Here is a 13,187-nt window from a genome sequence, read left to right as displayed (position 1 = left end):
CATGGCCAGAGTCGTACGAGCCCACACGCCGCTTGGCGAAGACCAGCTCCAGTTCCGTTCGATGCATGGCACCGAGGGGCTGTCGCAGTTGTTCGAGTTCGAGGTCGACCTGCTGAGCCCCAGTGCGTCGATCGACATGAAGGCCGTGCTGGGAAAGTCCATAGCTCTGGAAATCCAGACGGCCGGCGTGCCCCGTTTTCTGAACGGTCAGGTGGTTCGGTTCTCGATGATCGGCCGCGAAGGTGGAACCTCGCGCCACACGGTCTACCGCGCCACCGTGCGCCCATGGCTCTGGTATCTCACCCGCTCCAGCGACAACAAGATCTTCCAGAACAAGACGGTCGTCGAGGTGCTGGAGGAGGTCTTGGGCGACTATGACTTCCCTTTCGAGAAGAAGCTCAGCGGCACGTACCGGCAGTGGGAGCACTGCGTTCAGTACAACGAGACGGATCTCGCTTTCGTGAGTCGGCTCATGGAACTGGAAGGCATCTACTACTACTTCAAGCACGACAAGAACCAGCACACGCTGGTGCTGACCGACGACATCACAGCGCACGAGCCGATGCCCGGCTACGAGACCATCAACTACTTTGCGGCCGATCGCGATGTGACCGAGGACATGGAGGTCATCGACAACTGGCAGGTGACAGCCGAGATCCGCTCGGGCAGCTACACGGTGGATGACTACAACTTCACCACGCCGGGTGCCGATCTGAGCGGTGTTCGCTCCATGCCGCAGCCCTACGACCATTCAGGCTATGAGATGTACGAATGGCTCGGCGAATACACCAATCCGGGCGAAGGCGAGCACTACGCGCGCGTGCGGCTGGAAGAAGCGCAGTCGATGGCCGATCGCAGCGTGGGCCATGCGACGGTTCGAGGCATGGCTTCGGGCCATACCTTCTCGATGCAGAATTCGCCAAGATCGGACGACAACCGCGAGTACCTGATCGTCTCGGTGAACTACATGCTGCGCGAGGGTGGCTATGCCAGCGGCGCCGCGCCGGGCGAGTACAGCTTCAACTTTGTCGTTCAGCCGACGTCTTTACCCTTCAGGGCACCCCGGACTACACAGATTCCGCGCACCACGGGTCCTCAGACTGCCGTGGTGGTCGGCCCCGAAGGCGAGGAAATCTGGACCGATCAATACGGCCGCGTCAAGGTGCAGTTCCGTTGGGACCGCAGCGGACGCCGCAACGAAAACTGCTCGTGCTTCGTGCGCGTCTCTCACGTCATCGCGGGCGACGGGTTCGGCGCCGTGTTCACGCCGCGCATCGGCCAGGAAGTGGTGATCGATTTCGTCGACGGGCGGGCCGACCGGCCGCTCGTCGTGGGACGGGTCTACAACCCGCGCCAGATGCCGCCCTTCAACTTGCCCGGTGAGCAGACCAAGAGCGGGTTCGTCACGCGCTCGACCCCCGGGGGCTCGCCGGCCACGGCCAACTCGCTCGTCTTCGAGGACAAGATGGGCGCGGAGTTCGTCGCGCTGCATGCCGAGCGCGACCTCAACGTCTCCGTGGAGAAGAACGAGACGCACGACACCGGCGGCACGCGCACGACCGTTATCACGGGGCACGAATCGGCGACCTACAAGGACGGCGAGGAGCGGCACATCACGAACGGCGCGGTGGAGACCATCGACGGCGGCGAGACGCGCACGGTGACGGGCGGGGCGACCGAGAAGGTGTCGGGGGGCGAGACGCGGACGATTTCGGATGGGGCGACGGAGACGATCACAGGCGGCGAGACGCGGACCGTGAGCGGCGGAATGACGGAAACCATCAATGGCGGTCTCACTCAGACCATCAACGACGGCGTCACGGAAACCATCACCGGCGGTATCAACTCGACCATCACCGGCGGCGTGCGGCAGACCATCTCGGGCGGCGTGAACCTGACCGTCAACGACGGCATGAACTTCACCGTCAACGGCGGCTTCCACAGCAATGTGCTGGGGGACCACACCACCATCGTGCAGGGCGGCAAGACCACCACCACGACAGGGCCGGACACTACCAATACGCCGGAGAAGACCACCAACACGCCCAAGCACACGGTGAACGCCGCGAGCGAAGGCTGGTGGCGTAACTGGGACAACCACGGGACGCTGGAACACACGGGTTTGTGGGTCGGCGCGCTCGATGTCTACGGTTTCAAGACGCAGGTTTCATTGCTGAACGCGCAATTCAACGGCACCTTCGTCAACATCTCGCGGATCAACATGCTAGACGCTAAGCTCAAGATCGTCATTGAGGACTTCAATGTCAGAAGTGCCAAGGTCAGCACCGTCAGGGGAGGCCTTTGCGTCGCGGCGAAGAAACTCTTCATCCGGACTTGAATGTCTGGGCCCCCAGAGGAACAGGGCACGTGAGCTGGTGGGACATCGCCGGCGTTGCACTCACCGTCGCGGTTTTCGGTGGCGGTGCGGTGTGGGTCCTGACGGCCAAGGTGCCTGCGATGGCGAGCGTGGAGGAATACAGGACGGACGAGCGGCTATGGGAGGAGCTGAGGACCCAAGGCGTTCGCACCGAAGCCGTCGTTCGGCGTCTCACGCGGCCGCAGAACCGCCTGGGGACGTCGGGCCGCACGGCCTACACGGTGGCCGCAGTCGATCTTCTGCTTTCGTTCCGCGATGGTCAAGGCGTCGAGCGCGAGGCCAGCGTGTCGACCTTTATCGAAGCCGACCTGCTCACCAACTTCTTCGTCGGCAAGACCGTCGCCATTGTCTATTCGGCGCACGACCCGGACATCGCCGCCATTGATCGCGAGCGAACGCTGCTCGAGATTCCCGCTACGCCGCCCAGATGAAAGTCATCAAACCCTTGCGCCTGAGCGCCATGTACCGCGCATTCCACAGGGATGGACGCGAGTGGCTGGCATTGACGACGATTGCCATGACCGATCTGCAGGGCAAGCATGTGTTGCTGCCTGAACCGGATCTCTGGGAAACCGTGACCGCGGAGATCGGAAGCGACGGTGTCCTCGACATGTCGATGCCCAAGGCAAACCTCGAGTTCCTGGTCACTGGCAATGCCTACACGCAACATCAGACCGAAAAGAAGCTGTGTGCCGTGAGCGTCCAGGTGCGAGGCAGGAAGAAAACGCTGGCCGTTTTCGGAGATCGGTTCTGGATCGACGGCCGTCCGAGCGAGCCGCAGCCCTTCGAAGTGATGCCGATCGGCTGGCGCCGTGCCTACGGCGGACCGGCGTACGAAGAGAACCCGCTGGGCATCGGCCATGCCGAAGAGATCATCAATGGATTGCGTGTGCGCCGCGTTCCGAACATCGAGCATCCCGATGCGCTTCTGAAGCACTCGACCCAGGCCGCCGTGCCAGCGGGGCTCGGTGCCATCGACATGTCGCGGCCCTCTCGCTTGCGCCTGATGGGCCGGCAGTACGACGATCACTGGAGAGAGAACCTCTTCCCCGACTTCTCGCAGGACATGGACTGGCATTTCTTCAATGCCGCTTCATCGGACCAGTGGCTCGCCGACGGGGATGGTGAACTGGCCGGGGCGCCCTTCGAGATACGGAACATGCATCCCGCCGAGCCGGTGCTGCGCGGTGTTCTGCCCAACTGGCGGGCACGCGGCTTCATCGTGCGCGGCTACGAGCCGCCGGTCGGGATGGAAGTGGAGCCCGAGGCCAGCAACTTCGAGGGCTTGGCAATGCGGCTGACCACCGCCTGGTTCTTTCCCCATCGGGATCGGGTCGCGCTGATCTACCACGGTGTCGTCCCGGTCACGGAGAACGACGCGGAAGACGTGAGCCACATGATGATCGCGATGGAGGAGGAAGGCGCGCCGCGCCCCATCGCGCATTACTGGCAGACGCTGTCGCAGCGCTGCGATCCGGAGCAGGGCGCCTACCTCACGCTCGACGATGCGCAGCTCGTTCCGGAGAACGCAATGGGTCCGTGGCTCGATACCGAAGAGGAAGGCCTCGTGAATGCGCTGGAGCGCAACATGCAGGTTCGAGCCGAGCGTGCCCGTGCGAAGCTGTCCGAAGCGTACAAGGCGACCGGCGGCGACTTCTCGCGCTATCAGCTGCCTGTGGCACCGATCCAGAGCATGCCCACGCTCAAGGAACTGCCGGCCTTTCTCGAGAAGACCAAGGCCATGGTGCGGGAGCAGAAGCACAAGGCCGACGAGGCGCGCAAGAAGATGGAGCAGGCCGCGAATGCAAATGCGGTCGAATCCAGGAAGGTCGGCTTCGACACGTCCAAGTTCTTCGAGAAGGCGGACCAGGCAACTGCCAAGGGGCCGCCGAAGACCGGCATGCAGCCCTTGGTGGACGGCATCCTCGGCGTGTCGGCTGCCGTCGGCGCAGCCCCGCTGCCCCAAGACAAGCAGGACGAGATCAAAAGCGTGGGCCAGCGCGGCGAGCGGATGCTGACAGAGGCTTACAGGCGGATGGCGCATCATCAGTCGGCAGCCGATCCGATGCCGGAAGGAGAGGCACGAAGCGCCCGCGAACGGGCCGAGCGCATCCTTCTCGGCGATCGCGATTTCTCCGAAACCGATTTCACGGGCGCTGATTTTTCCGGAATGGATCTGCGCGGCACGCGCTGGCACCGCACTCTGCTTGAGAGCGCCGACTTTTCCGATTGCAATCTCGACGACGCGGACTTCGACCAAGCGGTGCTGGTACGCACCAAGCTGCATCGCGTGTCGCTGCGACGGGCGGTGCTTCATGGCTGCAACATGTCGCTGGCAAGCCTGGAATCGTCGAACTTCTCGGCCGCCACCTTGCGAAGCATGCTGATCGAGAAGCTGCAAGCGAGGCACTGCGACTTCTCGGACGCGGTCGTTGAAGAGATTCAATGCATCGCTCTCCACTTCGAAGATTGCGGCTTCGAGCGCGCGCGGATCACCGCGCTGCAGACCGTCGAAGGCGGCGCTTTCACGCGCGTTCGCTTCGACGAGGCGGCGTTCGAGCGATCAACACTCCTCGACTGCGAACTGCACGACGTGAGTTTCGTCGGCGCGAAGATGGTGCACTGCGCATGGACCGCCATGCCGAAGATCGAAGGCGTGGATTTTTCGGAGGCGACGCTGACGAAGACCTGCTTCGTCGGCGGCACCTCCTTGCGTGGAGCCGTCTTTCGCGACGCCTTGCTGAAGGACTGCAGCCTCCGCGAGGTTCCGCTTGATCAGGCGGATTTCACCGGGGCACGGCTGCAGAACACCGATTTCAGCAGTGCGTCTTTGCGGGGAGCGAATTTCGCGGAGGCCGACGCACCCGATTGCGTTTTCATCCGGACCGATTTCACCGGAGCGTCGATGGTGGACGTGAATCTTCAAGGCGCCTTGTTGGAAAAAGCCGTGTTGTCCTCCGCTGACTTTCGTCGCGCGAACCTGTTCGGTGCGGATCTGTCCGAATGCCTCATCGACGAGCGCACCTTGTTCGACGGGGCTTACACCGAGCAGGTAGTGACCACGCCCAAGCGCAAGAAAGAGACGGTGGCATGACGCCAGCGGACGTGGTGGGCATGGTGAAGGCCGGAGAGAGGATCGACGGCAGGCGGCTCGCCGGGCTGAACTTCCGGGGTCTCGACCTTTCGGGTGGGCTGTTCTCTTCCACGGATTTTTCGCGCGCCGACTTCACCGGCGCCGACGTGAGCGGCAGCATGTTCGAGGGCTGCAGGATGCCGGGCGCGATCTTTGACGAAGCAAGGATGAACCGCTGTGCGTTCGATGATTGCGATGCGGACGAAATTCGACTGAACGCAGCCTCGATCGATGGCATTGCGTTCCATGAGTGCCGGCTTCCCGGTGCGGTTTTCGATCGGGCAGACGCCGGCATGACCAACTTCGCGTCGTGCCTGCTCGACGGCGCGTCCTTCATCGAGGTTCGTTCCGAGATGCTGGTGTTTGCCGAAACCTCGCTGGCACGCGCTGACTTCTCCCGCACGCATCTGAAGCAGACAACCTTTTATGAAGCCGACCTTCGCACGGCCGTATTCGACGGCAGCCGTTTCGACCAGACCGTCTTTGTCGAGGCCAACCTGACGGGCCAGGCGTTTCGCGGCCAGGCGTTCGCGAATTGCCAGTTCATCGACGCGCAAGTCGGTGATTGCGATTTCGAAGGCGCGGCGTTGACGCGCTGCAATTTCATGGGGGCGTCGCTGGAAGGCGCCCGCCTGGTGGCAGTTCAGGCGCCGCAATGCGTTTTCCTGAATGCCAAGTTGCCGGGTGTGGTTGCGAGTGGCGCCGTGTTCACGCAGAGCATCTGGGTCGATGCGCACATCGAAGGGGCCGTTTTCGCCGGTTCCAATATGGAACAGTGCGCCTTTCATCAGGCGCGATGCCGCGGCGCCGACTTCCGTCGCGCTCGGCTCGTGTACGCCGATTTCACCGGCGCGGACCTGCGCAAGGCGGATTTTGGGGACGCGATTCTGCAGCACACCTCGATCCACCGGGCCTTGATGGAAGAGGCGAGATTCACCGACCGCAGTGGGCTGATGCCGGGACACCCCGACGTGCTGGCGGCGGAAGCCTTTTCGGCGCGCCGACCGCCACGGCAGCGCCGGCACATGCCATGATCTTCAAACCGCCGACCTCCAGGACGAGCACCGTCCCACACGCCATGACCACTCGCGCCACATCATCTTCAGCGGTCGCCACCGAACTGAACCACCGCGCCAGGGCTGAAGGTACTGCCCGCCCGCTCGCCGGCGGCGTGTTCAATGCGCTCGGCGTCGTTACCGGGGCACTGCCCGGCGGGGTCTATACGGTGATCGGCGACGACATGGAACTGCGCTGTCAGCGCGCGGCGAGTTGTCTGCTGCGCCCAGAGGTCGGAGACACCGTGCTGGTTTGCGGCCCCGACGCCCAGCGCCTGTATCTGACGGCCGTGGCAGAGCAGGCCAATGCTCGCGAATCCCGGATCGACGTGAGCGGCGACCTGACCCTGACGTCGACCCATGGCAGCGTTGCAGTCGAAAGCGAGACAGCACTTCATCTGCGAGGCAAGCAGAGCCTGGACATCGGCACGTCGGAACTCAAGGTCGACGCTTCCGCCGCCGACTTCCGGGTGGGTCGGCTGACGTACCAGGGAGATGAAATGGAAGCGACGGTGCTGAACATCCGGGTGATCGGACGGCTCTACGAAGCCGTGATGGACCGGTTGGTGCACCTGAGTCGCACCGCTTTCCGGATGACGGAGGGCGTCGACCAGGTGCGTGCGGGCCGCATCGACTATCAGGCCGAGGAGACTGTGCGCGTCCATGCCAAGGACACGCTCGTGACGGCCACGCGGCTCGCGAAGGTCGATGCCAGGCAGATTCACATGGGCTGAAGCCCGAAATTCACCACAGGAGAGACACTATGCAAGCTGACTGCCAACTCGGAGGCGTGGACATCGGTGTTCCGGATGTATGCAAATCGCCTGCCGCGCCGTTGCCGTGGCCCAATTTCGCGTTCGGCCCCACGGCCATACCGAGCCAGGGCAAGGTGCTCTACAAGTGCACGCCGGCGCACAACATGGCGACGGTCATCCCGTTCTCGGTTGGCGACAGTGCGGGCATTGGCCTTGGCGTGCGCAGACCGTTCGTAATGGGTTTCTCCCGCAAGACCAAGCCGGTCAAGAAGGTCGTGCTCGCTGGATCGCCTGCCACGCGCGTCACGTGTCCGACGAATCAGAATGGCGGCAACGGCAAGGGAATGCGCACCATCCTGAGCCAGCCCAATATCATTCTGCTGTAGCGTTGATGACCGCGGCGAGCGGGTTCGCTCAACGCGCCGCCGCAGGCGACGCCGTCCCCGCCAACGTCACCTGCTGCGGAAACCCCACCCACACGGCCAGCGCCGAGTAGTTGTCGCGCGACTCGTCGGCCTTGGCTTCGGCCGCGCGGCGCAGCAGCGCGAGCCATTCTTCGGCGCTGTCGGCCAGTTGCAGCGAGCGTTCCATCACCTGCTGCGAGATGAGCTGCCAGAGGCCATCGGTGCACAGCAGGAACGCGTCGCCGTCGGCGAGCCGCTGCGGCGTCGACACGGTCGACTCGGCCGTGGCCCTTGCCCCCAGTGCGCGATACAGCAGGTTCGTCTTCACCAGCCGTTCACCGCCATTGACGCCGTTGTCCATGGCGGCTTCGCCCGAGCGCTCCGACAGGCTGTGGTCTTCGGTGCGCTGCACCAGCGCGCCGCGGCGGAACCAGTAGAGGCGGCTGTCGCCCACATGGGCCCAGCAGGCTTGGCCGCTCGCGCGGTCGACGAAGAGCGAGACGATGGTTGCGCTCATCTTGCTCTGGTCGGCGAGCTCGCGCTGCCTGGCGAGGATGGCGTCGTTGGCTGCCTTCACGGCGTCCTGGATGTCTTCTTTCTCCACCGACGGGTTGCGGACGAAGGTGTTGAGCGCGGTGTCGACCGCGATGCGCGCGGCCAGTTCGCCGCCTGCGTTGCCGCCCACGCCGTCGCTCACGACGAAGCAGGCGTTGTATTCGTCGAGGTGGTAGCCGATGGCGTCCTGGTTGCCGCTGCGCTCGCCCACGCAGGAGAACTGCGAGGTGGAAATGGGCACCGCGAAGGCGCGGGTGGTTTCAAGCACGGCGTGCCTCCTTCAGTCGCTCCATCTCCTTGTCGTAGGCCTGCTGGAAGGCCCGGCCGAAGACGGCCTGGAAATCGTCCTCGACCGCCGCTGTGGTTTCCGCGTGCAGCTTCTGCAGCTGGCGCCACAGGCGGGCCTCGCGGCCACCGGGCAGCAGCTTTTCGCCCAGTCCGCCGTCGTGCGGCGTGGCGGTGTTCAACGCCGTGGGATCGAAGCGCTTGAGCACGGTGAGCAGCGCGGCGCGCATGCCGGCCACCATGCCGAGCTGGTGCGATTGCAGGTCGCCGAGCGCGTCGTGCACGGCGGCTTCGGGCGAGAGGAAGCCGGGCATGCGCGCGCCGAACATCTGCATCAGCACGGCACGGCCATTGGGAAGAATCTTGAAGGGGTTGTTTTCCTCTTCGACAATCATCGTGATCTCGGCGCGCACTTCGCGCTTGAGCATGGCGCGTGACGAGAGCAGTTCGATGGTGCCGTCGGTGAACGCGCGCATGAGGCGGCCGAGGCGCCGCATGGCGTCCGCGTCCAGCGGCTGCTGACCGGCCACGTCGGGCACGCCGGCGCCTTCGAGAAAGGCCCTGAAGAGTTCGTCCGAGGAGGATGAGGCCGGTGCTGTGGGCGATGCCAATGGTGCCGCCGCGACGGTCACCGGCGGCATCGCAGCGGGCTTCGGTTGCGGTGGGGCGGCCGGTTCGGGCGGCGCGGCCTTCGCGGGCGGCGTTGCGTCCACGCGGGCGGCCGGGGCCGGAGCCGATGCGGGAGGACTCACCGGCTCGGCGGGTGCCGATACTGCTTGCGGCGGCGACCGCAGAGGTTCCGCGGGTGCAGCGGCCACCTCGACCGTCATCGGCTTTGCAGCAGGCGGCGGATCGAATGCCACCGGGATCGGCGGCCTGAACTGCGCGGACACTTCCCGCGCATGGTTCGAATGGCTGGGCCCCTGCGACGTGACCGGCTTGGCAGCGAGCAGGTCGAGGGCGGGGTGCAGGTCGCTGAGCGGATCTTCGTGGGTGAGCGCGGTGGGGCGCGGATCGGAAAGCGGCGAGGGCGCGTTGCTGTCGGCGGCAAAGAACGAGAGCGGGTCCACGCCGCGCTTCAAAGCCACGTCGGACATGCCGCTCGCTGCATGCGGGTTGAGCTCGGCGAGCGGATCGACCGGGTTCCTGCGTGCCTGCGAAGGCAACTCGAAGGGCTCATGCGCCATGGGGTCGGGCATGGGCTCGGGCGCGCTCTTCTCGCGGCGCGGCGCGTTGGCAAGGATGGCGTCCCAGTCAGCCGCGGAGGGAATCTGCGAGGCGCTCGCCGGCGCGGGTGAGGGCGATGGCACTGGCGCAAGCGGCGAAGCGAACGCAGGTGCAGCAGGCATCGCCGGCATTGGCGCAGCCACAGGGGCTTCGGCGCGCAGCGGTGGCGATGCGGCCGGCGGCATCGCCACAGTGACAGCTTGCGCATCGCCGATGGGCAGCGCGCCCGCGCCGAAGAGGTCGGAGAACACGTCGGACACCGGCGCGGCCGGCAGCAGCGAATCCATGGGCGCTTGCGCCATTGCGCCGGCCACGGGGACATCGCGCATCGGCGCGGCGGCCGGAGGCGGCATCGGCACCGCGGCCGCAATGGGTGCGATGGGTGCGACTGTGGCCGCGCGATGCCTGGTCACCGCTTCGAGCACGTAGCTCCCGATGGTGACGCGGTCACCATCCGCCACTGGCGATTCTTCCTCGTGCTGCAGCGTGCGTCCGTTCACGCTGATGGGCAGCACCGCGCTCATGTTGCGCAGCACCTCGATGCCTTGCTCATCGAAGCGCACGGTGGCCTGCAGGCGCGAGATCTGGCGCTGCTCGTCGGGCAGCACCAGGTGGTTGTCGGGGCTGCGCCCGATGGTTCCGCCCGGCGCCGCGAGCAAGGCCGAAGGGCCCGATGTCACCGGCTTGCCGGCATGTTCGATCACCGTCCAACGCATGGCATCTCCGTGTTCATGTCGAGCTGCGGTGTGCTGCCGCTCAAAGCGCTCCAGGCGCTCAACGCTTCATCCGCTTGGCAGCCTCGAACGCAGGGCCCCACACCGGGTGCTTGCGTTCGGCAACGCTCAGGTCGAAGTTGGGGAACGTATCGAGAATCTTGCGAAACTGCGTGCGGCATTCGGGCACCTGGTTGGCCACGCAGTAGCTGAACGCCTCGAGCTTCATCGCATCGAGCCGTGTCGCGGGTTCCGCGGCTTCGAACACCGACACGCCGCCGCTCTTGAGCGTGGTGATCGTCTTGGCATAGTCGCCTTCGTCATACGCCTGTTGCGCGCGCTCGAGCGTGGTGCGCGCCACTTGCTGGCTCAGTCGTTCGGGTTGCGGCGGTTCGGGTGGCGTGGTCGTGCAACCAGCGGCCAGAAATAAGGAGAACGCCAAAGCAGGCAGACATGACTTCAATCTTCTCTCCAACCTTGCGAAAGGCAATGAAAGGCAATGCTTCATAAGACAGTGTGCCGCTGTCGTGCGACAGGCACGCAATACACACGCGATATGCGACTCGGTGGGTGCGCACGACTTCGATAATATAGGCCGCGAACCTCTGAGGGAGATCCCATGCATCGACGAACCTTGCTTCAAGGCGCACTTGCTACCGCACCGTTGTTTGGCGGCCTCAGTGGATGCGCATCGACTGCGAAGTCATTGCCCACACCTTATGCCGTGACCATTCGCATCGACGACGGTGTCAACCCCGACGGGCGCGGCCAGCCCGCGCCGATTCTCGTCAAAGTCTTCGAACTGAAATCTTCCGGTAACTTCGAGACAGCAGACTACTTTGCACTACAGGACCGCGACCGCGAAACGCTGTCGACGGAACTGGTCAACGCCGATCAAGCCATCATGCGCAGCGGCGAAGAACGTGTGTTCAAGCGAGAGGCAGGACTCGACTCGCGCGCCATCGGCATCATTGCCGGCTACCGCAAGCTCGAGGCCTCGCGCTGGCGCATCGTGTTGCCGCTCAAGGAACCGAAGCAAACCAATCTCTACAAGGTGTGGCAGTTTTCGCCGAGCGAGCAAACCGTGCGCATCGCGATCCGCAAGACAGGCATCGAGTTACTACCAAGTCGTTAGTTTCAATGCTTTGTAGCTAAAAAGTGCGACCCATTCGCACGAGAAATTCGGTGCAAAACGTAAGAAGCGCCGTGTAGCATCAGAGAAAAAAACCGGATCAATCGGGAGGACGTTAACAACGTACCTCTCGCTTCAGCGTGGGCATTGCCCAGGAGGTTCTTTCTTTGGTGACAGTTCGCAACCCGGGCGCTGGTAGACAGCAGGGCGCCCATCCGCAGGCATTGGCGAATCGCGTGGTGTGGTCCGAAGGCATGTACCTCCGGCCCCAGCACTTCCAGCAACTGGAGCGCTATGTCGAGCAGTACGTCACGCGCCGCACCGCGGGCCTGCAAGGCGCCTATTGGGGATGGCTTCACCTGGACATCGACCGCGATGCCTATGCGCTCGGCCGCGTGTCGCTGCTCGGCGGTGCGGGCGTGCTGCCCGATGGCACGCCGTTCTCTTTCGGCGCGGAAGATGCGCCGCTGCCTTATGAAGTGCCGAGCGACCTGACCGACGAGCTCATCGTGCTCGCGTTGCCGCTGCGCCGAACCGGCAGTGAAGAGGTCATCTTCTCGGAAGACGAAGGTTCGGCCGCACGCTTCGGCGTGATCGAGCGCGAAGTGGCCGACGGCAATGCGGTGGCGCTCGGCCCCGCGGTGCTGCAGCTGGCAAAGCCGCGCCTGCGCCTCGCGCGCGCATCGTCGCTCACGGCGGAATGGCAGGCCATTGGCGCGGTGCGCGTGATCGAGCGCCGCACCGACCACAAACTGGTGATCGATGCCAACTACATTCCGCCGGTGCTCGATGCGTCGGCCCACGCCATGCTGCGCAGCATGATCGCCGAGCTGCACGGCCTGCTCACGCAGCGTTCCGAGGCACTGGCTGCGCGCCTCTCGCAGCCGGGCCGTGGCGGCGTGAGCGAGGTCTCCGACTTTCTGCTGCTCGAGCTGGCGAATCGCTATCTCGCAACCACCTGGCATGCGCAGCAGGCGGTGCAGGTGCACCCCGAACAGCTGTTCGCCGATTGGCTCAAGTTGGCCTGCCATCTCGCCACGCACACCTCGCCCACGCGGCGCCCCGTGGTGTGGCCGGTGTACGACCACGACAACCTCAACGAGAGCATCCGGCCGCTGATGGAAGAGCTGCGGCGCTCGCTGTCGGCGGTGCTCGAGCAGAGCGCCATCGCCATCGAGCTCGAAGAGCGCAGCCACGGCGTGCGCGTGGGCCGCATGCCCGATCCGGTGCTGGTGCGCAATGCGGGATTCGTGCTCGCGGTGCATGCCGACCTGCCCGCCGACGCCATCCAGCAGCGCTTTCCCACGCAGGTCAAGATCGGTTCGGTCGAACGCATTCGCGACCTGGTGCAGCTGCAGCTGCCCGGCGTCACGGTGCGGCCGCTGCCGGTGGCGCCGCGGCAGATTCCATACAACGCGGGCTATCACTATTTCGAGCTCGACAAGAGCGGCGACATGTGGCGCCAGCTCGAAAAATCGGGCGGCGTTGCGATGCACCTGGCCGGCGACTTCCCAGGCCTGGCCATGGAGTTCTGGGCCATTCGTCCGTGAG

General features: G+C 64.7%; 11 protein-coding genes. 8 read left to right on the top strand and 3 right to left on the bottom strand.

The annotated features are described in order from the left end of the window. Position 1: 1 nt before the first annotated feature. From QFZ42_RS24410 to QFZ42_RS24385, 6 genes are read left to right on the top strand one after another with little or no spacing between them, the layout of a single operon-like run. On the top strand, positions 2–2,338 hold the full coding sequence (locus tag QFZ42_RS24410; RefSeq protein ID WP_307703450.1) for a type VI secretion system Vgr family protein: 2,337 nt from the start codon (positions 2–4) through the stop codon (positions 2,336–2,338). A gap of 29 nt (positions 2,339–2,367) precedes the next feature. Beyond that, positions 2,368–2,808: a hypothetical protein gene (locus QFZ42_RS24405; RefSeq protein WP_307703449.1), complete on the top strand. Its 441-nt coding sequence runs from the start codon at positions 2,368–2,370 to the stop codon at positions 2,806–2,808. A gap of 29 nt (positions 2,809–2,837) precedes the next feature. Beyond that, positions 2,838–5,471, top strand: coding sequence for a DUF2169 family type VI secretion system accessory protein (locus tag QFZ42_RS24400; protein WP_307703448.1), 2,634 nt, complete (start codon positions 2,838–2,840; stop codon positions 5,469–5,471). Further along, positions 5,468–6,544, top strand: a complete 1,077-nt coding sequence (locus QFZ42_RS24395) for a pentapeptide repeat-containing protein (RefSeq protein WP_307703447.1) — start codon at positions 5,468–5,470, stop codon at positions 6,542–6,544. The genes QFZ42_RS24400 and QFZ42_RS24395 overlap by 4 nt, the downstream gene beginning before the upstream one ends. 44 nt (positions 6,545–6,588) lie before the next feature. Further along, entirely contained in the window at positions 6,589–7,299 is a 711-nt protein-coding gene (locus QFZ42_RS24390; RefSeq protein WP_307703446.1) for a DUF3540 domain-containing protein, read from the top strand. Between the two features lie 29 nt (positions 7,300–7,328). Then, positions 7,329–7,706 (top strand): DUF4150 domain-containing protein, encoded by a 378-nt coding sequence (locus QFZ42_RS24385; protein WP_307703445.1) that lies wholly within the window; start codon positions 7,329–7,331, stop codon positions 7,704–7,706. 28 nt (positions 7,707–7,734) lie between these two features. Here QFZ42_RS24385 and QFZ42_RS24380 read toward each other — a convergent pair whose 3' ends face one another. Genes QFZ42_RS24380 through QFZ42_RS24370 form a run of 3 tightly spaced genes read right to left on the bottom strand, consistent with a single transcriptional unit; the run spans position 7,735 to position 10,865 of the window. Further along, a complete protein-coding gene (locus QFZ42_RS24380) occupies positions 7,735–8,547 on the bottom strand; it encodes a PP2C family protein-serine/threonine phosphatase (RefSeq protein WP_307703444.1) in 813 nt (270 codons plus the stop codon). After that, the gene (gene tagH, locus QFZ42_RS24375) at positions 8,540–10,507 is read right to left on the bottom strand and encodes a type VI secretion system-associated FHA domain protein TagH (RefSeq protein WP_307703443.1); all 1,968 of its coding nucleotides are present in this window, start codon (positions 10,505–10,507) and stop codon (positions 8,540–8,542) included. The genes QFZ42_RS24380 and tagH overlap by 8 nt, the downstream gene beginning before the upstream one ends. 58 nt (positions 10,508–10,565) lie before the next feature. Beyond that, positions 10,566–10,865: a TssQ family T6SS-associated lipoprotein gene (locus QFZ42_RS24370; protein ID WP_307703442.1), complete on the bottom strand. Its 300-nt coding sequence runs from the start codon at positions 10,863–10,865 to the stop codon at positions 10,566–10,568. A gap of 258 nt (positions 10,866–11,123) precedes the next feature. Here QFZ42_RS24370 and tssJ point away from each other — a divergent pair, with 258 nt between their 5' ends. Both tssJ and tssK read left to right on the top strand, forming a co-directional pair. After that, positions 11,124–11,639 (top strand): type VI secretion system lipoprotein TssJ, encoded by a 516-nt coding sequence (gene tssJ / locus QFZ42_RS24365; protein WP_307703441.1) that lies wholly within the window; start codon positions 11,124–11,126, stop codon positions 11,637–11,639. Between the two features lie 164 nt (positions 11,640–11,803). Beyond that, complete coding sequence (gene tssK / locus QFZ42_RS24360) at positions 11,804–13,186, top strand: type VI secretion system baseplate subunit TssK (RefSeq protein ID WP_307703440.1); 1,383 nt, start codon at positions 11,804–11,806, stop codon at positions 13,184–13,186. The last annotated feature ends 1 nt before the right edge of the window (position 13,187 follow it).

Origin of the sequence: Variovorax paradoxus, assembly GCF_030815855.1 — a bacterium.
Classification (GTDB): Bacteria; Pseudomonadota; Gammaproteobacteria; order Burkholderiales; family Burkholderiaceae_C; genus Variovorax; species Variovorax paradoxus_M.
Note: the sequence above shows the minus strand (reverse complement) of the source record. Positions and strands in the feature narration are given on the sequence as shown.

What these genes read in the sequence shown, in the direction of transcription:
- QFZ42_RS24410 (WP_307703450.1), top strand. Translation starts at nt 2, where the DNA reads ATGGCCAGAGTCGTACGAGCCCACACGCCGCTTGGCGAAGACCAGCTC.
- QFZ42_RS24400 (WP_307703448.1), top strand. Translation starts at nt 2,838, where the DNA reads ATGTACCGCGCATTCCACAGGGATGGACGCGAGTGGCTGGCATTGACG.
- tagH (WP_307703443.1), bottom strand. Translation starts at nt 10,507, where the DNA reads ATGCGTTGGACGGTGATCGAACATGCCGGCAAGCCGGTGACATCGGGC.
- QFZ42_RS24385 (WP_307703445.1), top strand. Translation starts at nt 7,329, where the DNA reads ATGCAAGCTGACTGCCAACTCGGAGGCGTGGACATCGGTGTTCCGGAT.
- tssJ (WP_307703441.1), top strand. Translation starts at nt 11,124, where the DNA reads ATGCATCGACGAACCTTGCTTCAAGGCGCACTTGCTACCGCACCGTTG.
- QFZ42_RS24395 (WP_307703447.1), top strand. Translation starts at nt 5,468, where the DNA reads ATGACGCCAGCGGACGTGGTGGGCATGGTGAAGGCCGGAGAGAGGATC.
- QFZ42_RS24390 (WP_307703446.1), top strand. Translation starts at nt 6,589, where the DNA reads ATGACCACTCGCGCCACATCATCTTCAGCGGTCGCCACCGAACTGAAC.